At 46.0% G+C, this 22,572-nt stretch carries 21 protein-coding genes and 1 other annotated feature; all 21 genes read left to right on the plus strand.

Annotated elements, in window-relative coordinates; genetic code table 11:
* Positions 1–32: 32 nt before the first annotated feature.
* The 21 genes from gltX to fusA all read left to right on the plus strand — a co-directional run bounded on the left by gltX (position 33) and on the right by fusA (position 22,515).
* Positions 33–1,490 carry a glutamate--tRNA ligase gene (gene gltX / locus MKY28_RS29545; RefSeq protein WP_036607153.1) on the plus strand — a complete coding sequence of 486 codons (1,458 nt, stop codon included), beginning with the start codon at positions 33–35 and terminating at the stop codon, positions 1,488–1,490.
* A 538-nt stretch (positions 1,491–2,028) separates the two neighbouring features.
* Entirely contained in the window at positions 2,029–2,688 is a 660-nt protein-coding gene (gene cysE / locus MKY28_RS29550) for a serine O-acetyltransferase (RefSeq protein WP_221825254.1), read from the plus strand.
* A 42-nt stretch (positions 2,689–2,730) separates the two neighbouring features.
* Positions 2,731–4,131 (plus strand): cysteine--tRNA ligase, encoded by a 1,401-nt coding sequence (gene cysS / locus MKY28_RS29555; protein WP_340028284.1) that lies wholly within the window; start codon positions 2,731–2,733, stop codon positions 4,129–4,131.
* Positions 4,128–4,607, plus strand: coding sequence for a Mini-ribonuclease 3 (locus tag MKY28_RS29560; protein WP_307415964.1), 480 nt, complete (start codon positions 4,128–4,130; stop codon positions 4,605–4,607). Before cysS ends, MKY28_RS29560 begins: the two co-directional genes overlap by 4 nt.
* Positions 4,608–4,650: 43 nt before the next feature.
* Positions 4,651–5,397, plus strand: a complete 747-nt coding sequence (gene rlmB, locus MKY28_RS29565; RefSeq protein ID WP_017692057.1) for a 23S rRNA (guanosine(2251)-2'-O)-methyltransferase RlmB — start codon at positions 4,651–4,653, stop codon at positions 5,395–5,397.
* Between the two features lie 5 nt (positions 5,398–5,402).
* Complete coding sequence (locus MKY28_RS29570; RefSeq protein WP_036607162.1) at positions 5,403–5,924, plus strand: NYN domain-containing protein; 522 nt, start codon at positions 5,403–5,405, stop codon at positions 5,922–5,924.
* 171 nt (positions 5,925–6,095) lie between these two features.
* Positions 6,096–6,740 carry an RNA polymerase sporulation sigma factor SigH gene (gene sigH / locus MKY28_RS29575; protein ID WP_017692059.1) on the plus strand — a complete coding sequence of 215 codons (645 nt, stop codon included), beginning with the start codon at positions 6,096–6,098 and terminating at the stop codon, positions 6,738–6,740.
* A gap of 304 nt (positions 6,741–7,044) precedes the next feature.
* Positions 7,045–7,194, plus strand: coding sequence for a 50S ribosomal protein L33 (gene rpmG / locus MKY28_RS29580; protein ID WP_072735843.1), 150 nt, complete (start codon positions 7,045–7,047; stop codon positions 7,192–7,194).
* A 17-nt stretch (positions 7,195–7,211) separates the two neighbouring features.
* On the plus strand, positions 7,212–7,403 hold the full coding sequence (secE, locus tag MKY28_RS29585; protein WP_017692060.1) for a preprotein translocase subunit SecE: 192 nt from the start codon (positions 7,212–7,214) through the stop codon (positions 7,401–7,403).
* A 21-nt stretch (positions 7,404–7,424) separates the two neighbouring features.
* The gene (gene nusG, locus MKY28_RS29590) at positions 7,425–7,958 is read left to right on the plus strand and encodes a transcription termination/antitermination protein NusG (protein ID WP_017692061.1); all 534 of its coding nucleotides are present in this window, start codon (positions 7,425–7,427) and stop codon (positions 7,956–7,958) included.
* Positions 7,959–8,026: 68 nt separating this feature from the next.
* The gene (rplK, locus tag MKY28_RS29595) at positions 8,027–8,452 is read left to right on the plus strand and encodes a 50S ribosomal protein L11 (RefSeq protein ID WP_017692062.1); all 426 of its coding nucleotides are present in this window, start codon (positions 8,027–8,029) and stop codon (positions 8,450–8,452) included.
* A 94-nt stretch (positions 8,453–8,546) separates the two neighbouring features.
* Positions 8,547–9,239, plus strand: coding sequence for a 50S ribosomal protein L1 (gene rplA / locus MKY28_RS29600; protein WP_017692063.1), 693 nt, complete (start codon positions 8,547–8,549; stop codon positions 9,237–9,239).
* A gap of 68 nt (positions 9,240–9,307) precedes the next feature.
* Positions 9,308–9,454: a sequence feature (ribosomal protein L10 leader region), on the plus strand.
* Positions 9,455–9,478: 24 nt separating this feature from the next.
* Complete coding sequence (rplJ, locus tag MKY28_RS29605; protein WP_047841127.1) at positions 9,479–9,982, plus strand: 50S ribosomal protein L10; 504 nt, start codon at positions 9,479–9,481, stop codon at positions 9,980–9,982.
* A 73-nt stretch (positions 9,983–10,055) separates the two neighbouring features.
* The gene (rplL, locus tag MKY28_RS29610) at positions 10,056–10,415 is read left to right on the plus strand and encodes a 50S ribosomal protein L7/L12 (protein ID WP_017692065.1); all 360 of its coding nucleotides are present in this window, start codon (positions 10,056–10,058) and stop codon (positions 10,413–10,415) included.
* Positions 10,416–10,511: 96 nt separating this feature from the next.
* On the plus strand, positions 10,512–11,114 hold the full coding sequence (locus MKY28_RS29615; RefSeq protein ID WP_047841126.1) for a class I SAM-dependent methyltransferase: 603 nt from the start codon (positions 10,512–10,514) through the stop codon (positions 11,112–11,114).
* A gap of 412 nt (positions 11,115–11,526) precedes the next feature.
* On the plus strand, positions 11,527–15,072 hold the full coding sequence (gene rpoB, locus MKY28_RS29620) for a DNA-directed RNA polymerase subunit beta (RefSeq protein WP_047841125.1): 3,546 nt from the start codon (positions 11,527–11,529) through the stop codon (positions 15,070–15,072).
* Between the two features lie 113 nt (positions 15,073–15,185).
* Entirely contained in the window at positions 15,186–18,800 is a 3,615-nt protein-coding gene (gene rpoC / locus MKY28_RS29625) for a DNA-directed RNA polymerase subunit beta' (RefSeq protein WP_036607173.1), read from the plus strand.
* A 204-nt stretch (positions 18,801–19,004) separates the two neighbouring features.
* The gene (locus MKY28_RS29630; RefSeq protein ID WP_036607175.1) at positions 19,005–19,256 is read left to right on the plus strand and encodes a ribosomal L7Ae/L30e/S12e/Gadd45 family protein; all 252 of its coding nucleotides are present in this window, start codon (positions 19,005–19,007) and stop codon (positions 19,254–19,256) included.
* A gap of 150 nt (positions 19,257–19,406) precedes the next feature.
* Entirely contained in the window at positions 19,407–19,829 is a 423-nt protein-coding gene (gene rpsL / locus MKY28_RS29635) for a 30S ribosomal protein S12 (RefSeq protein ID WP_017692070.1), read from the plus strand.
* An 87-nt stretch (positions 19,830–19,916) separates the two neighbouring features.
* On the plus strand, positions 19,917–20,387 hold the full coding sequence (gene rpsG, locus MKY28_RS29640; protein ID WP_017692071.1) for a 30S ribosomal protein S7: 471 nt from the start codon (positions 19,917–19,919) through the stop codon (positions 20,385–20,387).
* Between the two features lie 49 nt (positions 20,388–20,436).
* Entirely contained in the window at positions 20,437–22,515 is a 2,079-nt protein-coding gene (gene fusA / locus MKY28_RS29645) for an elongation factor G (RefSeq protein WP_036607177.1), read from the plus strand.
* Positions 22,516–22,572: the final 57 nt, after the last annotated feature.

Raw genomic sequence — 22,572 nt, forward strand, 5'->3', positions numbered from 1 at the left:
ATCATCAATCAATTAGTGACGGAGGGGATCATATGAGCACGGATATTCGTGTGCGTTACGCGCCGAGCCCAACGGGACACCTGCATATCGGGAATGCCCGTACGGCGTTGTTTAACTATTTATATGCCAAACATAATAACGGTAAATTCATTATTCGTATTGAAGATACGGACGTGAAACGGAATATTGCCGGTGGTGAAGAAAGCCAACTGAAATACCTGAAATGGCTCGGAATTGAGTGGGACGAAAGTATTGACGTGGGTGGAGAATACGGACCATACCGTCAAACGGAACGTCTGGACCTCTATCGTAAATATACGCAGGAATTGCTGGATAAAGGTCTGGCTTACCGTTGCTTCTGCACGGAAGAAGAATTGGAGCAAGAGCGCGAGGAACAGTCAGCACGTGGAGAAACACCGCGTTATTCTGGCAAACACCGTGACCTGACTCCAGAGCAAATTAGTGCGTTTGAAGCGGAAGGCCGCGTAGCGAGTATTCGTTTCCGTGTGCCGGAAGAGCGCACATATACGTTTGATGATATGGTTAAAGGCACAATCTCGTTCAACAGCAAGGAATCCGGTGACTTCGTCATTGTGAAAAAAGACGGCATTCCCACATACAACTATGCCGTTGCTGTGGATGATCACTTGATGAAGATCTCCCACGTCCTGCGTGGGGAAGATCACATCTCGAACACGCCGCGTCAACTGATGATCTATGAAGCGCTTGGCTGGGAGCCACCGCAATTCGGTCATATGACGTTGATCGTGAATGAAAATCACAAGAAGCTGAGTAAACGGGATGAGTCCGTTATCCAGTTTATTGAGCAGTATGATCAGCTCGGCTATTTGCCTGAAGCGATGTTTAACTTTATTTCCTTACTCGGCTGGTCGCCGGAAGGGGAAGAAGAGATCTTCTCGCAAGAGCAACTGATCTCCATTTTTGATACGAAACGTCTGTCCAAGAGCCCTGCGGTATTTGATACCCACAAGCTGGCGCACTTGAACAACCACTATATCAAACATGCTGACCCGGAACGTATTGCCGAAATGGCCATTCCGCATCTGCAAAAGGCTGGACGTATTTCTTCCGAGCTGTCTGCTGAACAAAAAGAATGGGCTTATACTCTGGTACACCTGTACCAAGAGCAGATGAATTCTGCCTCCGATATTGTCGAATTGTCGGAAGTATTCTTCCGTTCCAATCTGGAGCTTGAAAGTGAAGGAGAAGCAGTGCTTGCGGAGGAGCAGGTGCCAACTGTACTGAAGGCATTTGCGGATAAAGTACAGGCGAGCGAAGAGTTTACTCCAAGCAAAATGGCTGCATTGATCAAGGAAGTACAGAAAGAAACCGGCTTTAAGGGCAAACAGCTCTTTATGCCAATTCGTGTAGCCTTGACTGGACAGACGCATGGACGGGATCTGAACCAAACGATCGTGCTTCTGGGTCGTGATACGGTGATCGAACGTTTGCTTGCACAAGTAAAATAATCTTAGTCGAAGACATTCCGTTTATTTGGAATCTGAACACAGTCCTACGATGGATAGATTACGTAGGAGGCTGTTGTCAGTCTGAGGCCTTTTCGCTATAATAACAACACAACGAATAATTGATATGATTTATCTAATAGAACAGCAAAGATCGGGAGGAGTAGACTGACCCGTACAGATTCAGAGAGGATGGTCCCGTAGCAAAGAGAGATTTCTTTGGATGCGGTGGCTGTGAACCATCCACTGTCCATCAGTCGAAATGCGCCCGTGAGCTGCACAGCCGAATCCGGCCCCGCCTTTGTCGATCATGACATGGGAAAACGTTAGGATAGGTTGTGACGATTGGTTTCCGTTACCAAACCGCTTGAGGGCTCATTCTATTTAAGAATGGACCGAGCAGAGTGGGACCGCGATAAACGCCTCTGCAGCTAAATGCTGCAGGGGCGTTTTTTTGTTTAGGCGAGTGTGCAGTACACTACCAAGGAACGCGCCGTCCGGTAAGCCGGAGGACGGGAACCTGAACAAGAGGGGAACGAGCATGTTCAAGAAGATCAGATCAGATATCCAGGCGGTGTTTGAAAACGATCCGGCGGCCCGAGGTTGGTTTGAGGTGGTATTTACCTACTCAGGGCTGCATGCGATATGGGCACACCGGATGGCTCATTTTTTATACAAGCGAAGATGGTTCTCGGTTGCCCGGTTCATTTCGCAGGTTAGCCGTTTTATGACAGGAATCGAGATACATCCTGGAGCTACGATCGGAAATCGGTTGTTTATTGACCATGGAATGGGCGTCGTTATTGGAGAAACATGTGAGATTGGCGATGATGTTGTTATCTATCAGGGGGTTACCTTGGGCGGAACAGGGAAAGAAAAAGGAAAGAGACATCCGACCATTGGTAATAATGTGGTTATCTCATCCGGAGCCAAGGTGCTGGGTTCATTTAGCGTGGGGGATCAATGTAACATTGGTGCGAACTCCGTTGTGCTTAAGGAGGTCCCTTCCAATAGTACCGTGGTAGGTATACCGGGCAGAATTGTTAAACAGGATGGCCGACGGGTAGATCGCCTCAGTCAGCAATTGCCCGATCCGGTCGTTGACTCCTTGCGCAGTATGCAAAAAGAACTCGAACGATTGCAGAAAGAAGTACGTACACTGCAGAATGCCCGTGAAAATGAGACTGTGCGTGATACGTGATACAATAAATAAAGGCAGTATAGGATGAAAGGATAAGTGACCATGACGCTTCAGATTTATAATACGATGAGTCGTACCAAAGAGAAATTTGTTCCCCAAGAGCCAGGGAAAGTGAAAATGTATGTCTGCGGACCAACGGTATATGACTACATTCATATCGGGAATGCACGCCCGGTTATCTTTTTCGACACGGTTCGAGGATACCTGGAACAGACAGGACATGATGTGAACTATGTGGTGAACTTCACGGATGTGGACGATAAGTTGATTCGCAAAGCAGAACAACTTGGAACAGACGTTCCTCACGTGGCTGAGAAATTTATTGCTGCCTATTATGAAGACATTGAGGGATTGGGTATTCCCAAGGCAAGCAGCAATCCGAGAGTAACGGAAAACATGCCGCTGATCATTGACTTTATCCGTGAGTTGGTTGAAAAAGGATTTGCGTATGAAAATGGCGGTGACGTCTATTATCGTACAGGCAAATTCAGCGAATATGGCAAACTTTCAAAACAAAACCTGCAGGAGCTGCAATTTGGAATCCGTGTGGGTGTGGACGAGCGCAAAGAGCATCCCGAAGATTTTGTGCTCTGGAAGGCTGCCAAACCAGGTGAGATCTATTGGTCCAGTCCTTGGGGCGATGGTCGACCAGGCTGGCATATTGAGTGCTCCGCCATGGCTAGGGAGTACCTTGGGGATACACTGGACATTCACGGGGGTGGACAGGATTTGCAGTTCCCGCACCATGAGTGCGAATGCGCCCAATCCGAGGTATTAACAGGTAAACCACTTGCGAACTACTGGATGCATAATGGATTCATCCGGATTGATAACGAGAAGATGTCGAAATCACTCGGTAATGGTGTTCTGGTTAAAGACTTGCGGAATCAATATAAACGCGAAGCGATTCGTTATTTCATGTTGTCTACCCACTATCGCAACCCATTAAACTTTACGGATGATACGATGGAGCAGGCACAGAACAGTGTGGACCGGATTGCAAATGCGGTAGGTAACCTGAATCATCGTCTGAATGCGGTGACTGTAGATCAGGATATCACAGTAGAGTTTGCGGCAAGACTCGACCAAATTCGTCAGCAGTATCACGAAAAGATGCAGGATGATTTCAATACTCCTGATGCGATCACTGCGATGTTTGAGTGGGCAGGTGAAGCCAACCAACTGTTGCAGCAAGAAGTAGTTAATGCGGCAGACATTCGCGCGCTCCTCGAGTTGTTCAGTGAATTGAATGCTGTGCTGCGCATCTATACTGACGCAGAGCCAGAACTTCTGGATGAGGAAGTAGAACGTCTGATTGAAGAGCGTGTAGAAGCGCGCAAGTCCAAAAACTGGGCAAGAGCGGATGAAATTCGCGATGAATTGTCTGCACGTGGCATTCTGCTTGAAGATACGGCGCAGGGCATGAGATGGCGGCGCAAATGAGCGAAGGACATCCAAATACACCAAAACAACAGGAGCAGGTCACAGAGGGAGGGTGGTTCCCTTATCCTCCTTCCAGACCTGCGAGGTTGATTCCACCTATTGCACTGGCCTATATTGGTGATGCGGTATATGAGGTAGCTGTTCGTCAATATCTGTTGTCGAAGGCCAACATGCGTCCCAATCATTTGCACCGTAGTGCAACCGGGTTGGTATCAGCGAAGGCACAGAGCCGCATACTTACAACGATTGAGGATGAACTGTCAGAGGAAGAACGGGATATCGTCCGGCAAGGGCGGAATGCCAAATCGGGTAGTGTACCCAAAAATGCAGATGTATTGGAGTACAGACATGCTACGGCTTTTGAATGTCTCATTGGTTACCTCTATAGCAGTGGTCATCATGATCGCATGATTGAACTGATCGGGCTTGGCATTGAGCACGCGGAACAACAATCGCCATCGCCGACAAAAAAATAGAAATTTCAACAAAACAATGCATTACAGAGAGGATCGAACAACGATGGAAGAAGAATGGATCGCCGGTAAACACTCCGTGACGGAGGCGCTGCGTTCAGGCCGGACCATTAATAAAATATGGATTGCCGATACAGCACAGAAACATCTGACTCAACCTATTATCTCGGAAGCTAAAAAACTAGGTATTGTCATTCAACACGTGGACAAGCGTAAGCTGGATCAAACGGTACCAGGCATTCAGCATCAGGGGGTAGTTGCTCAAGCAGCACCTTACGCTTATGTGGAGGTAGAAGACATTCTTGCCGCAGCAAAAGCGAAGAATGAGCATCCTTTCCTGATTCTGCTGGATGAGATTGAAGATCCTCATAACCTGGGGTCCATTTTGCGGACAGCAGATTGCACGGGTGCGCATGGCGTCATTGTACCCAAACGTCGCTCGGCAGCGGTAACCGTGACAGTATCCAAAACATCAGCAGGCGCTGTGGAGTACGTGCCAGTGGCTCGGGTAAGTAATCTTGGACAGACCATCGATCGCCTCAAAGAGGAAGGTGTATGGGTTGTAGGGACAGATGTCACCGCTCACGAAGGTGTCTTTGGTAATGGAGTCTTTACTGGCCCTGTGGCATTGGTAATCGGAAATGAGAACAAGGGGATGGGACGACTTATTCGTGAGAAATGCGATGTGCTTATCAAATTACCAATGCAAGGTCAGATTAATTCCCTGAATGCTTCCGTGGCAGCGGGGGTTGTCATGTACGAAGTGCTCCGCTCGCGTCAAGCGCAGGAATAGAAGGTATGGCTGATTCCCGTGATGTGCTTCTTGTAGACGGGTACAACATGATTGGCGACTGGCCGGAATTAACCAAACTGGCGGAAAGTGGGCTCGAAGAGGCACGTAACAGGCTTCTCTTTCGTCTTGCAGACTACCAGGCTTTCTCCGGCCGTCGAGTCATTGTTGTGTTTGACGCCTACCTCGTGCCTGGACTCGGTAAATCCTTTACTCAGAGCAAAGTGCAGATCTATTTTACAAAGGAAAAAGAGACGGCAGACGAATGCATTGAAAGACTCGTTCGGGAACTAAGCATGCGAAGACGCCAAATCTATGTGGCTACGAGCGATATGGTAGAGCAACATGTCATTTTTGGACAGGGAGCGCTACGCGTATCTGCAAGGGAGTTGCTAATTGAAGTTGAGCAGAACGAAAAAGAATTAAAAAAACGACTGGAAGAAGATCAGGCGAAGACCACGCGTAACACACTCGGGGGTAAGTTAAGTCCCGATGTATTAAAAGAGTTTGAGCGATGGCGCCGGGAATAACAGCACGTTTTTACAAAATTTAGAATATTGAAACTCTTGACATTTATGTTATTGATGTTCTTTTTTAGGCAGAGCGTGGTTGACGGTGTGAGGTACCATCATATATACTGATCCTATATTTCATAGAGTAGAGTAACGGGGTACCTTGCGTTGCAGCCGGAGGGATTGTCTGTGAGTGTCGACCTCAAAGATATCATGTTATCTAAGTATGATTACCAAAGTGACGAAGACATTGTCGAAGCTTTCCGTGAAGGCGAAAGCGAAGCGTTAGAGTTTCTAATTAACAAATATCGTAACTTTGTACGCGCCAAGGCAAGATCTTATTTTCTGATTGGGGCAGACCGGGAAGATATTATTCAAGAAGGAATGATTGGCCTCTACAAATCCATTCGAGATTTCAAAGGGGACAAGCTGGCTTCGTTCAAGGCTTTTGCCGAACTGTGTATTACAAGACAGATCATCACGGCGATTAAGACAGCAACACGTCAGAAGCATATTCCGCTTAATTCTTATGTATCTCTGGACAAGCCTATTTATGACGAAGAGTCTGATCGTACGTTACTCGATGTGATTTGTGGAACCCAGGTCAGTGATCCGGAAGAACTTATCATCAATCAGGAAGAGTTTGTGGGCCTGGAAGATAAAATGTCCGAGATTCTGAGTGATCTGGAACGTAAAGTATTGATGTTGTATCTGGACGGGAGATCTTATCAAGAGATTGCAGTAGATTTGGACAGACATGTGAAGTCCATTGATAATGCACTTCAGCGCGTCAAGCGCAAACTTGAAAAGTACCTGGAAGTTCGAGATAATTAAACACATGTTGTCGTTGACGGAAAAGGCTCGGTGTTTGAGTCTTTTTTTAGTGTCTCAAGTTTATAAAATCTAAGAATGTTTATACTAGTAATCGCTCGGTCCAAGCAGGAGAAGAGAAAAACAGAGATGAGAAACGAATGTACGTTGTACGGAAGTAATACCCAATGAATGAAAGACTATTCTTTCATTGACATGGTTATACCCTTGTGATAAAGTGTTTTAGGTAGGCCTAAATTTATGGCTTTTTTTCAGGATCAATTTAGAGACTCTGCTTGAATGTGGAAGTCTTCGGGAGGTGTACATCATGCGGGTAATTATTACTTTGGCTTGTACTAACTGCAAACAAAGAAATTACACTACGACAAAAAACAAGCGTAATCACCCCGACCGCATGGAGATGAAGAAATTTTGCAAGTTTTGTAACGAGCAGACTTCTCATCGCGAAACCAGATAGTTTTTGGAGGTGTCGGCGTGAAACGAAGTTTCAAATCTCTGATTTCCTTTTTCTCAGAAAGCTGGGCTGAACTTAAAAAAGTTCGCTGGCCTAATCGTAAAGAGCTGACCAACTACACATTGATCGTACTTGGTACTGTTGTGGTTATGACGCTGTTTTTTTGGGTCATTGACATTGGCATCTCCTTTGTGATCGAAGCGATTATTTAAGAAGGGTTCCGGTGGCTTGATATGGAAAAAAGATGGTACGTCGTTCATACCTATTCAGGGTATGAGAACAAGGTCAAAGCCAATTTGGAAAAACGCGTAGAGTCTATGGGCATGGAAGACAAGATATTCCGCGTTCTTGTTCCTATGGAAGAAGAAGTGGTAAACAAGGACGGTAAGAAAAAAACCGTTATGCGTAAAGTTTACCCCGGTTATGTCTTGGTGGAAATGGTACAGACGGATGATTCTTGGTATGTTGTTCGCAACACACCAGGGGTTACAGGATTTGTCGGTTCGACAGGTTCTGGGTCCAAACCAACTGCATTGTTGCCTGAAGAAGTGGAACAAATTCTGAAGCACATGGGAATGGTTGAACCTAAGCCGAAAATTGAGTTCGATCTTAAGGAATCCGTACGTATTAAAGTCGGTCCTTTTGCGAATTTCGTAGGCTCCGTGGAAGAAATTTTGGTAGACAAAAGCAAGTTGAAAGTGCACGTGAACATGTTTGGACGGGAAACACCGCTTGAGTTGGAATACACACAAGTGGAGAAGATCTAGTTTCTTCAAGTTTCTTGTGGGAGGGTTGAAAAACCCGTTAACCACTATTTTGCAAGGAGGTGTCAATCATGGCGAAAAAAGTTATTAAAATGGTAAAACTGCAGATTCCAGCAGGTAAAGCAAACCCAGCACCACCAGTAGGTCCAGCTTTGGGTCAAGCAGGTGTCAACATCATGGCATTCTGTAAAGAATTCAACGCTCGTACAGCTGATCAAGCGGGATTGATTATTCCAGTTGAAATTTCTGTATTCGAGGACCGTTCCTTTACTTTCATCACTAAAACTCCACCAGCAGCAGTTTTGTTGAAAGTGGCAGCTAAAGTTGAAAAAGGATCCGGCGAACCGAACAAGAAAAAAGTTGCTACTGTTAAACGTGATGCGGTACGTCAAATCGCAGAAACAAAAATGCCTGACCTGAATGCAGCAGACGTTGAGTCCGCAATGCGTATGGTCGAAGGTACTGCCCGCAGCATGGGTATCACCATCGAAGACTAATTTTCATAAGAAACATGGCTTCGTAAAACCGGTCGATTCGCGACCGGTTGATGTGGGAGGTATATCCGCTAACACCACAAAGGAGGAATAAAACATGGCTAAACACGGTAAAAAATACCTGGAAGCTGCTAAGCTGATTGACAGCGAAGCAACTTACGAGCCTTCAGAAGCTGTAGAGCTTGTGAAAAAGGCAGCTACTGCAAAATTCGATGAAACAATCGAAGCAGCAGTTCGTTTGGGTGTAGACCCTCGTAAGCAAGACCAGGCTGTACGTGGTGTTGTTGTCTTGCCACACGGCACAGGTAAAACACAACGCGTATTGGTATTTGCAAAAGGTGACAAAGCGAAAGAAGCGGAAGCGGCTGGCGCGGACTATGTTGGTGATGCAGACATGATCAACAAAATCCAACAAGGCTGGTTCGAATTCGACGTCTGCGTAGCGACACCAGATATGATGAGTGAAGTAGGTAAATTGGGCCGACTGCTCGGCGGTAAAGGTCTGATGCCTAACCCTAAAGCCGGAACGGTAACTTTCGATGTAACTAAGGCTGTTCAAGAAATTAAAGCCGGTAAAATCGAATATCGTCTGGATCGTGCAGGTCAAATTCATGCACCGATTGGTAAAGCTTCTTTCTCTTCTGAGCAACTTAATGAGAACTTCAAAGCTCTCATGGAAGCTCTGAATCGTGCTAAACCAGCGGCAGCAAAAGGTGTTTATCTGAAGAATGTTAGTCTTTCTTCCACGATGGGCCCTGGCGCACGCGTGAACGCAGCAGCTTTTAGATAATATCTCTTGACAGGCTTGTCCTGTTTTTGATAAGATATAAAAGTTGTGAGTCCGAGTGACTGACCGTTGACATTTGAATATGCTTGCCGTAGACAGTAGGTGCCATTTGGCTTAATTTCCTGCCGAGGTGTGATTATAGAACTTAGAACGATGCAAATCGATGATGAGTATATATCAAGCCTTCGTGATTCTACGGAGGCTTTTCTTAATGGGATAAATTTGATCAGGAGGTGTACAGATTGGCAAACGCAAAAGTGATTCAAGCAAAACAAGAATCCGTTGATGCAGTAACAGCAAAATTGCGCGAGAGCGTTACAACTGTTGTTGTTGATTATCGCGGATTGAACGTTGCCCAAGTAACTGAGTTGCGTAAGCAACTTCGTGAAGCAGGGATCGAATTCCAAGTGCTGAAAAACTCGTTGCTTCGCCGTGCAGCTGCAGCAGCAGAACTGACAGAACTTGAAAATGTTCTTACAGGTCCTACTGCAATTGCATTCAGCGTAGATGACGTTGTGGCTCCAGCTAAAATTCTGAACGACTTCGCGAAAAAGAACGATGCACTGGAATTGAAAGGTGCAGTCGTAGAAGGTCGCGTAATCGGAGTAGAAGAAGTTAAGGCATTGGCAGAACTGCCATCCCGCGATGGACTCCTCTCCATGCTCCTCAGCGTGCTTCAAGCGCCAGTGCGCAACTTCGCGCTTGCGGTTAAAGCAGTTGCAGAAAAAGAAGAACAAGGCGCGTAAGCAACTTGATCTGAATGCTGCTTAGGCGGCAAATGAATTTAAAAAAAATAATATTATATATGGAGGTTCACTCATGAGTAAAGAGCAAATCTTGGAAGCAATCAAAGGCATGACTGTACTGGAATTGAACGATCTTGTTAAAGCAATCGAAGAAGAATTCGGCGTAACTGCAGCAGCTCCAGTAGCTGCTGCAGGTGCAGTAGCTTCTGCTGAAGCTGAGCAATCCGAGTTCGACGTAATCTTGACTAGCGCTGGTGCTTCCAAAATCAACGTTATCAAAGCAGTTCGCGAAATCACAGGTCTTGGCCTGAAAGAAGCAAAAGAATTGGTTGACAACGCTCCAAAAGCATTGAAAGAAAAAGTTGCTAAAGAAGAAGCAGAAGCGGTTAAAGCTAAGCTTGAAGAAGCAGGCGCTTCAGTTGAAGTTAAATAATTTAGCTATTACAAGCTAAATGAACAAAACAACAAACCCCTTGACTTATATCAAGGGGTTTGTTGCTGTAATTGTAAATGGAAAGTGAGTGAGGGCATGTCCAATCATTATTATTCGGACAAACCGCAAGTGGCGCATGATCGCAGAGCAACTGAAGCGGTTCTTCGCGGATTCAGTCTGCGATTCGTGACGGATGCCGGTGTGTTTTCCAAAAACGGAATCGATTATGGCAGCAGAGTATTGATTGATGCGATAGAGTTGCCATCAGGGGCTCATGTTCTCGATGTGGGCTGTGGATACGGGCCAATGGGTCTTACAGCAGCCAAACTTGTACCGGATGGGCATGTCACCATGATCGATATCAACGAGAGAGCCGTTGAACTTTCCAGGGAAAATGCAAAAGCGAACGGAATTAACAATGTTACGGTATTGCAAAGTAATCTACTGGCTGAAGTGAAAAAGCAAGATTTTGACGTTATCCTAACCAACCCGCCTATACGGGCTGGGAAAGAGACGGTTCATACTATTTTCGAACAGGCACATCGCCATCTGAAGGTAGGCGGTTCGTTGTGGATTGTCATTCAGAAGAAACAAGGAGCCCCGTCAGCGAAAGCGAAATTGGAATCTTTGTTTGGAAGAGTGGAAGAAGTGACGAAGGATAAAGGCTATCGGATTTTCAAAGCGGTGAAATCGGAATAGGTATCTACTAAAAGCTGAATCCGAGTTTGTAAAGTAAGCAGGGGATCATTTTTTTTGCAATAGGACTATTGACTTGAAATTCAGGTCGTGGTATAGTTGTAAAATGTCAGTATTAAGATGCCCTACTTGGCTTTAGCTAACTAAAAATGTCAACCTTTTTTTACGCCGAACGGGCTTATTATGCCTACGTTTGGCGTATAATATGTACATTTTGGGCAAACTGGGGATAAGAATGATTTGGAAAGACATCCGCCGATCAAAGTTGCTCTTTTTTCGAACGACATTTCGAGTAAGGGCTTTTCTTTATTTGTGGATGCATTGCTTTGCTCTGTATGTGTACCATTATAAGGTTACAAACAGAGGTTCGCAACGAAATTTTTAAAGTGAGTAGACATTGAGGGGTGAGTTTAAGTTGGCAGGACATCTTGTTCAATATGGTCGACGCACTCGGCGCAGTTATGCACGAATTAACGAGATACTCGAAGTTCCGAACCTGATTGAAATCCAACAAAAATCCTATGATTGGTTTTTGGAGGAAGGGTTGCGCGAAATGTTCCAGGATATCTCGCCGATCCAGGATTTTACAGGTAACTTGATTTTGGAATTTATCGATTACAGTCTCGGTGAACCGAAGTATACAGTAGACGACGCGAAAGAGCGTGACGTTACGTATGCAGCACCGCTTCGGGTCAAAGTCCGGCTCATTAATAAGGAAACCGGCGAAGTCAAAGAGCAGGAAGTATTCATGGGAGATTTCCCGCTGATGACCAACACGGGCACATTTATTATTAATGGTGCGGAACGGGTTATTGTCAGCCAGTTGGTTCGCTCTCCTAGCGTTTACTTCAGTACCAAAGTAGATAAAAACGCCAAAAAAACGTATACCGCTACAGTTATTCCTAACCGCGGCGCTTGGTTGGAACTGGAGATGGACGCGAAGGATGTTGTTTACGTCCGGATCGACCGTACACGTAAAATACCGGTTACGGTTCTCCTGCGTTCACTTGGTTTTGGCACAGATGCTGAGATTCTGGATCTGCTCGGTAATGACGAATATATCCGCAACACACTGGACAAAGACAACACGGATTCCACGGAGAAAGCACTCATTGAGATCTATGAGCGTCTTCGTCCGGGCGAGCCGCCAACGCTGGATAATGCGAAAAGCTTGCTCGTAGCACGTTTCTTTGATCCAAAACGTTATGACCTGGCTAATGTAGGTCGTTACAAAATGAATAAAAAACTGCACATCAAAAACCGTTTGTTCAACCAGCGCTTGGCTGAGTCACTTGTTGACGCTGAGACTGGTGAGATCATTGCTGAAGCAGGTCAAATGGTTGATCGTCGTTTGTTGGATGAAATCATGCCGTATCTGGAGAAGAGCGTTGGATTCCGCACGTATCACGTGGGTAACGGCGTTTTGGATGCCAATGATATCCCTATGCAAACGATTGATGTGTTCTCACCAACTGAAGATGGTAAAGTAGTCAAACTGATTGCCAATGGAATCATTGACAAGTCCGTTAAAAACGTGACGCCGGCGGATATCATTTCGTCCATCAGTTATTTCCTTAACCTTCTGCAGGGAATTGGTAGCACGGATGATATTGACCATCTGGGTAACCGTCGTTTGCGTTCGGTGGGTGAACTCCTGCAGAATCAGTTCCGTATCGGTCTTTCCCGTATGGAGCGTGTGGTTCGTGAGAGAATGTCTATTCAGGACGCTAACGTAATTACACCACAGGCATTGATCAACATACGTCCTGTTATTGCATCCATTAAAGAGTTCTTTGGTAGCTCTCAGTTGTCACAGTTTATGGATCAAACGAACCCGCTGGGTGAGTTGACACATAAACGTCGTTTGTCCGCACTCGGACCCGGTGGTTTGACACGTGAGCGCGCAGGTATGGAAGTGCGTGACGTCCATCCATCCCACTATGGCCGTATGTGTCCAATCGAGACGCCAGAGGGACCAAACATCGGTTTGATCAACTCCTTGTCTACGTTCGCCCGTGTGAATGAATATGGCTTTATTGAAGCTCCATATCGTTGGGTTGATCCGAAGACAGGTATTGTAACCGAGCAAATTGATTACCTGACAGCGGACGAAGAGGACAACTATGTTATCGCTCAAGCGAATGCGAAGCTGAATGAAGATAGTACATTTGAAGAAGAAGCGATCATTGTACGTTATAACAAACAGTCGGATAACATCCTTACGATGCCGAGTGAGCGCGTTGACTACATGGACGTATCTCCTAAGCAAGTTGTATCCGTCGCTACAGCGCTTATTCCGTTCCTTGAGAACGATGACTCCAACCGTGCGCTCATGGGATCGAACATGCAGCGACAGGCCGTTCCACTTTTGATTCCTAAAGCACCACTTGTGGGAACAGGTATGGAACACAAAGCCGCGAAAGATTCCGGTGTATGTATTGTCTCCGATTATGACGGAATTATTGAACGATCTACTGCGAACGAGATTTGGGTCCGTCGTGTTGAAGAAGTGGACGGTCAGGAAGTTAAAGGCGATATCGTTAAATATAAATTACACAAATTTATGCGTTCGAACCAAGGAACATGCATTAACCAACGTCCGATTGTCAAAAGAGGTGCCGCTGTCAAAGCTGGTGATATCCTCGCTGATGGTCCTTCAACGGAAATGGGTGAGTTGGCTCTGGGACGTAACGTTGTTGTTGCCTTCATGACTTGGGAAGGTTACAACTACGAGGATGCGATCTTGCTCAGTGAAAAACTCGTTAAGGAAGATGTATATACATCCATCCATATCGAGGAGTATGAGTCCGAAGCACGTGATACCAAACTCGGACCTGAAGAGATCACACGTGATATCCCTAACGTTGGGGAAGAAGCGTTGCGTAACTTGGATGAGCGCGGTATTATCCGCATCGGTGCTGAGATCAGTGCTGGCGACATTCTGGTTGGTAAAGTAACACCTAAGGGTGTAACAGAGCTGACAGCAGAAGAACGTCTCTTGCATGCTATCTTTGGTGAGAAAGCACGTGAAGTACGTGATACTTCCTTGCGTGTACCACATGGTACTGACGGTATCGTAGTAGACGTGAAAGTATTTACCCGTGAAAACGGTGATGAGCTGCCTCCAGGTGTCAACCAACTCGTTCGTGTATATATCGCTCAAAAACGGAAAATTTCCGAGGGTGATAAAATGGCCGGACGTCACGGTAACAAAGGGGTCGTGGCCCGCATCTTGCCGGAAGAAGATATGCCTTTCCTGCCAGACGGTACACCGGTTCAGATCGTTCTTAACCCACTGGGCGTACCTTCCCGGATGAATATCGGTCAAGTACTTGAGGTTCACTTGGGTATGGCGGCGATGCAACTGGGTATTCACGTAGCAACTCCTGTATTCGACGGAGCGAAGGAGTATGACGTCTTCGATACGATGGAAGAAGCGGGTATGCAACGTAATGGTAAAACTGTCCTGTATGATGGTCGTACAGGTGAAGAGTTTGAACGTGAAGTTACCGTAGGTGTCATGCACATGATCAAATTGGCACACATGGTTGATGATAAGATCCATGCCCGTTCCACAGGTCCTTACTCACTTGTTACGCAACAACCATTGGGTGGTAAAGCTCAATTCGGTGGACAGCGTTTCGGGGAGATGGAAGTATGGGCGCTTGAGGCATACGGTGCTGCTTATACACTGCAAGAAATCTTGACTGTTAAATCCGATGACGTTGTTGGTCGGGTTAAAACGTATGAATCCATTGTCAAAGGTGAGAATGTTCCGGAACCAGGTGTTCCTGAATCATTCAAAGTATTGATCAAAGAGCTGCAAAGCTTGGGTATGGACGTTAAGATTTTGAGTGAAGATGAGCAAGAGATTGAAATGAGAGAAATGGACGATGAAGATGACGCTGCGAGCGATAAGCTCAGCCTCAACCTTGAGGGTACAGAGGTCGGAGCGGAATAAACCGCTTCGAGCGCATGATGACCGGCGTTTTTCATCAGGCTCACGTCTTGCTCCGGCTTCGGCCGGAGTGGGCGTAACCTAGATTACAGGAATTGGTTAAGGAGGGTTGCTCCTTGTTGGACGTCAACAATTTCGAATACATGAAGATCGGGCTTGCTTCCCCAGAGAAAATTCGTTCTTGGTCCCGCGGAGAAGTGAAAAAACCGGAAACGATCAACTATCGTACGTTGAAACCGGAAAAAGAAGGGCTGTTCTGCGAAAAGATTTTTGGCCCTACAAAAGACTGGGAATGTCATTGCGGTAAATACAAACGCGTCCGTTATAAAGGCGTTGTCTGTGATCGTTGTGGCGTTGAAGTAACACGTGCGAAAGTACGCCGCGAACGGATGGGCCATATTGAGCTCGCTGCTCCGGTATCGCATATCTGGTACTTCAAAGGTATTCCGAGCCGTATGGGTCTTGCTCTGGATATGTCTCCAAGATCTCTTGAAGAGATTATTTATTTTGCATCATATGTTGTAACTGATCCAGGAGAAACTCCACTGGAGAAAAAACAGCTGTTGTCCGAGAAAGAATACCGCAGCTACCGTGAAAAATACGGCTATGGTTTCCATGCTGGCATGGGCGCAGAAGCGGTTAAAAAATTGCTTCAAGACCTTGACATAGACAAAGAGCTCGAGTTCCTGAAAGAAGAGCTCCGGACTGCGCAAGGACAACGTCGTAATCGTGCAATCAAACGTCTGGAAGTTATCGAAGCATTCCGCAACTCCGGCAACAAGCCAGAGTGGATGATCATGGATGTACTTCCTGTTATCCCGCCGGAACTTCGTCCAATGGTACAGTTGGATGGTGGACGTTTTGCAACGTCTGACCTGAATGACTTGTACCGTCGTGTAATCAACCGGAACAACCGTCTGAAACGTCTGCTTGATCTGGGCGCGCCAGATATTATCGTGCAAAATGAAAAACGGATGTTGCAGGAAGCTGTTGACGCATTGATCGATAATGGTCGTCGTGGCCGCCCTGTAACGGGTCCTGGTAACCGTCCATTGAAATCTCTCAGCCACATGCTGAAAGGTAAACAAGGACGTTTCCGTCAAAACTTGCTCGGTAAACGGGTTGACTATTCTGGTCGTTCCGTTATCGTTGTTGGACCTTACCTGAAAATGTATCAGTGTGGTCTGCCAAAAGATATGGCACTTGAATTGTTCAAGCCTTTTGTTATGAAAGAGCTTGTGAATAAAGGGCTTGCCCACAACATCAAGAGCGCGAAACGTAAAGTTGAGCGTGTAAGTCCTGAAGTATGGGATGTTCTTGAAGAAGTAATCAAGGAGCATCCGGTTCTGTTGAACCGTGCCCCTACGCTTCACAGACTCGGTATTCAAGCATTTGAACCGATTCTCGTTGAAGGTAAAGCAATTCGTCTTCACCCGCTCGTATGTACGGCATACAATGCCGACTTTGACGGTGACCAAATGGCCGTGCACGTTCCGTTGTCTGCTGAAGCTCAAGCGGAAGCACGTATCCTGATGCTTGCATCGGGTAACATTTTGAACCCGAAAGACGGTAAACCGGTTGTTACTCCTTCCCAGGATATGGTGCTTGGTTCTTACTACCTCACTATGGATAACAAGGAAGAAAAGGGCACAGGTATGATCTTACGTACAGTTAACGAAGCTGTATCGGCATACCAACGTGGTACTGCTGGTCTGCATGCGCGTGTAGCTATTCCTGTTAAGGCGCTTGGTAAAACAAGCTTCACGGAAGAACAACAAGAAGGAATGTTGCTGACAACTGTCGGTAAAATTATCTTCAATGAAATTTTCCCGGCAAGCTTCCCGTATATCAATGATGCGACTCGTGCTAACCTGTACCAAGGTACTGCAGATCACTCATTTGTATATGAAAAAGGTGCTGATCTCAGAGAAGCTATTATGAATGCTCCTCTGGCTGGCGGTGTCGGTAAAGAATACCTCGGCTCCATCATTGCACGTTGTTTTGAAATTTATCACACAACGGAAACAGCCGTTATTTTGGATAAAATCAAACAACTTGGTTTCACATACTCTACACGTGCCGGTATTACGGTTGCGGTATCTGATGTTATCGTTCCACCTGAGAAGTTTGAAATTCTTAGACAATCTGAGGAAAAAGCACAAATCGTTACGAATCAGTACCGTCGTGGTCTGATTACGAATGAGGAGCGCTATGACCGTATCATTGATATCTGGTCAAAATCCAAAGATGACATCACTGAGATTCTGATGAAGTCCATGGATCGTTACAACTCGATCATGATGATGGTAGACTCCAAAGCACGGGGTAACAAATCGCAAATCACCCAATTGGGCGGTATGCGTGGTCTGATGGCCAACCCATCCGGTCGAATTATCGAACTCCCAATCAAATCGAACTTCCGTGAAGGTCTGACGGTACTCGAGTACTTTATCTCCACTCACGGAGCGCGTAAAGGTTTGGCGGATACAGCCCTGCGTACAGCCGATTCAGGTTACCTGACTCGTCGTCTCGTAGACGTAGCCCAAGACGTAATCGTGCGTGATGATGATTGTGGTACAGATAAAGGCTTTACGGTAAGTCGTATCCAGGATGGTAAAGAGGTTATCGAAGATCTCTACGACCGTATTGAAGGCAGATACTGCTTCGAGACACTTCGTCATCCGGAAACGAAAGAAATCATTGTAGGTCGCAATGAATTGATTGACTCCGATAAAGCAGAAGCGATTATCAAAGCAGGTATTACTAAATTGCAAATCCGCTCCGTCCTCAGCTGCCGTGCAAGTCATGGTGTCTGCAAGAAGTGTTATGGTCGCAACCTCGCGACTGGTAAACACGTGGAGATCGGTGAAGCAGTTGGTATTATCGCAGCACAGTCCATTGGTGAGCCAGGAACACAGCTTACAATGCGTACGTTCCATACTGGTGGTGTAGCCGGAGACGATATTACGCAAGGTTTGCCACGTATCCAGGAGTTGTTCGAAGCTCGTAATCCTAAGGGTCAAGCAACGATCAGTGAAATCGATGGTGTGGTTAAAGAGATTCGCGAAGCGAAAGATCGTCGTGAAATCGAAATTCAAGGTGAAGCGGAATCCAAAGTATACGCCGTTACCTACGGTTCCCGTGTGCGCGTAAGCGAAGGCGCGGAAGTTGAAGCGGGTGACGAGTTGACAGACGGTTCCATTGATCCAAAAGAGATGTTACGGATTAAAGGTATACGTGGTGTACAAAACTACATTCTGCAGGAAGTACAACGCGTATATCGTAACCAAGGCGTAGAAATTAACGATAAGCACGTTGAAGTTATGATCCGTCAAATGCTGCGTAAAATCCGTATCGTAGATGCAGGAGATACAACGCTGTTGCCAGGATCGTTCGTGGATATGCATGAGTACGAAAGAGCTAACAAAATTGCGATTCTTAGTGATAAAGAGCCGGCGGTTGCTAAACCAATCCTCCTCGGTATTACGAAAGCATCCCTGGAAACAGACTCCTTCCTCTCGGCGGCTTCGTTCCAAGAAACTACACGTGTATTGACAGATGCAGCGATCAAAGGTAAAGTCGATCAGTTGCTCGGTCTGAAGGAAAATGTAATCATCGGTAAATTGATTCCTGCAGGTACAGGTATGCACCGTTACCGCAGCATCAAATTTGCTGAGCCAGAAGATGGCCAATCTTCAGTAGAAGAACTTGAGCCAGTTTCGGTTGATTAAATATATTTCTCCTCATTAGAGGAGAGTGAAAGTTTTGTGCGTCAGGAGACGGACGTTTGTATGATACAGGCGGACGAATCCTGATGTACGTAAACTTTTAAAAAATGTTTTAGGATTAGCATTGACAATGCTTGCGCTAGATGCTAATATATCAAAGGTGCGTGGGCAGCTGATTGTACATGGTTCTATTCGGAGGAATACACAATGTCTAATGAAAAAGCCTTGCAAGATGCTCATGTCAAAATAGGTACCAAACAGACCATGCGGATGGTGCAGACAGGTATGGCTTCTGAAGTCTATGTCGCAGAAGATAGTGATCCGCAGCTTACTTCCAAAATCATTGCTTTGTGTGAACAACACAATGTAAAATGCACGAAAGTGGATACAATGAAAAATCTCGGCAAGGCTTGCGGGATTGGAGTAGGAGCAGCTATGGCTGCTGTCGTAAAATCATAGGGTAAGGAACGTTTTTGTCCGAGAACTTTTAAGGATTCTCCAAGGCAAAAACTTTTCATTTGTCTTTTTATGAACCGCCTGGGTCTGTGGACTTAGTGCAAAGAGGTTTATAAAGAAACATGAATATTTGAGGAAGGGGGTGGCAATCACATGCCAACTATTAACCAACTGGTTCGTAAAGGACGTCAAGCAAAAGTTGAGAAGTCAAAATCTCCAGCTTTGCAAAAAGGATTCAACGCTTTGAAACGTGAATCTACTAACATCAGTGCCCCACAAAAACGTGGTGTCTGCACTCGTGTAGGTACAATGACTCCACGTAAACCAAACTCTGCACTTCGTAAGTATGCCCGTGTTCGTTTGACGAACCGTCTCGAGGTTACTGCTTATATCCCGGGAATCGGACATAACCTTCAAGAGCACAGTGTGGTATTGATCCGCGGAGGTAAAGTTAAAGACCTTGCAGGAGTTCGTTATCACATCGTTCGTGGAGCTCTCGATACTGCTGGTGTAAACAACCGTATGCAAGCTCGTTCGAAATACGGCGCTAAGCGTCCAAAAGCTAAAAAAGCCTAAACTATTATAGGCAGATAGCCTGAAAGCCTTCTGGTCTAAGTCTGGAAGGTACAGGATCTGCTGAACAAGAAAGAAAGGGGGATATCCATGCCACGCAAAGGTCCAGTTACGAAAAGAGACGTTCTGCCTGATCCGTTATATAACAGCAAGTTGGTTACTCGTTTAATCAACCGCATCATGATCGGCGGAAAACGCGGTGTTGCTCAAAGCATTCTGTATAATGCGTTCAAGTTGATTCAAGAACGTACGGGTAATGACCCTATGGAAGTATTTGAAGCAGCAATCAAGAACATCATGCCAGTCCTGGAAGTTAAAGCTCGCCGTGTCGGCGGTGCCAACTACCAAGTACCAATCGAGGTGAAACCAGAGAGACGTACTGCTCTGGGATTACGTTGGCTCGTGAACTACTCCCGCAACCGCGGTGAGAAAACAATGGAAGAGCGTTTGGCGGCTGAGATCATCGACGCTTCCAACAACACAGGCGCTTCCGTTAAAAAACGTGAAGATACGCACAAAATGGCTGAAGCGAACAAAGCGTTTGCTCACTACCGTTGGTAGGATTCAGTTCACAATAAAAAAACTTCAATTTTGAAGGGAGACCCATTTCATGGCTAGAGAGTTCTCCTTAAAAAATACACGTAATATCGGGATCATGGCTCATATTGATGCGGGTAAAACCACGACAACTGAGCGGATCCTGTTTTACACAGGACGTACGCACAAAATCGGTGAAGTACACGAAGGCGCTGCGACAATGGACTGGATGGAACAGGAACAGGAGCGCGGAATTACGATTACTTCCGCTGCAACTACCGCTGCTTGGAAAGGCCACCGCGTTAATATTATTGATACCCCGGGACACGTTGACTTCACTGTTGAAGTTGAACGTTCCCTTCGTGTATTGGACGGAGCAGTTGGTGTATTCAGTGCGAAAGAAGGCGTTGAGCCTCAGTCCGAAACCGTATGGAGACAGGCTGACAAGTACGGCGTACCTCGTATCGCATATGTAAACAAAATGGATATCATCGGTGCTGACTTCCTGAACGTTGTATCTGACATGCGTGATCGCCTTCAAGCGAACGCTGTTGCGATTCAACTTCCAATCGGCGCTGAAAATGATTTCAAAGGTATCATCGATATCGTTGCACAAAGAGCTCATATGTACAAAGATGACCTTGGTCAAGATATCGAAGAAACCGACATTCCTGCAGAGTTTGCAGATCAAGTTGAAGAACTTCGCAACGAGTTGATTGAGCGCGTTGCTGAACTGGATGAAGATTTGACAATGAAATACCTGGAAGGCGAAGAGATCACAATTGATGAGATCAAAACCGTACTCCGTAAAGGTGTTGTAGATGTTAAGATCTTCCCAGTTATCTGTGGATCCTCATATCGTAACAAGGGTGTTCAACTGATGTTGGATGCTGTTATCGACTACTTGCCAGCTCCAACAGATGTTGCATCGATCACGGGACATCTTGAAGATGGAACTGAAGCAATTCGTAAGTCATCCGATGAAGAGCCATTCTCCGCATTGGCATTCAAAATTATGACTGACCCTTACGTTGGTAAATTGACATTCTTCCGCGTATACTCTGGTGTTCTTCAATCCGGATCATATGTATTGAATGCCACTAAAAACAAACGTGAGCGTATCGGTCGTATCCTTCAAATGCATGCGAACAGCCGTCAAGAAATCACTGTAGTTTACTCCGGTGATATTGCAGCTGCCGTAGGTTTGAAAGATACAGGTACAGGTGATACACTATGTGATGAGAAAAATCCGGTTATCCTGGAGTCAATGAACTTCCCTGATCCGGTTATCGAAATCGCTGTTGAACCTAAAACCAAAGCTGACCAGGATAAACTGGGTGTTGCTCTCGGTAAGTTGACTGAAGAGGATCCAACTCTTCGTGCTCATACTGACGAAGAAACAGGCCAAACGATCTTGGCAGGTATGGGTGAGCTTCACCTTGATATCATCATCGACCGTATGCGTCGTGAGTTCAAGGTTGAAACTACTGTGGGTAAACCACAAGTAGCTTACCGTGAAACATTCCGTGCTCCAGCGCGCGTTGAAGGTAAATTCGTACGTCAATCCGGTGGTCGTGGTCAATACGGTCACGTATGGGTTGAATTCGAACCTCTCGAGCCGGGTACAGGCAGCCAGTTCGAAAGTAAGGTTGTCGGTGGTTCCGTACCAAGAGAATACATTCAACCTGCACTGTCAGGGATTGAAGAGCAAATGAAAAACGGCGTTATTGCAGGCTTCCCGCTTGTTGACGTTAAGGCTACAATCGTAGACGGATCTTACCATGATGTCGATTCCAATGAGATGGCATTTAAAATTGCCGGATCTATGGCGCTTAAAGCGGCTAAAGACAAGTGTAAACCAGTTCTGCTTGAGCCTATCATGAAAGTAGAAGTAACTGTTCCAGAAGAGTACATGGGTGACGTAATGGGTATGTTGAACTCCCGTCGTGGCCGCATCGAAGGTATGGATTCCCGTAGTGGAGCTCAAATCATCCGTGCTAAGGTACCTCTGTCTGAAATGTTTGGTTACTCTACAACTCTTCGTTCCGGTACTCAAGGACGCGGCGTATTCTCCATGGAACTCTCTCACTATGAAGAAGTTCCTAAGAGCATCGCTGAAGAAATCGTTGCCAAAACAAAAGGCACCGAGTAGTTTTCTCACACTGGATGCAAGTGCATAAGAATTAAATTCGGAGCACTTCATTCAGTG

The sequence above is a fragment of the Paenibacillus sp. FSL R5-0473 genome (assembly GCF_038004565.1).
GTDB classification, from domain to species: Bacteria; Bacillota; Bacilli; order Paenibacillales; family Paenibacillaceae; genus Paenibacillus; species Paenibacillus amylolyticus.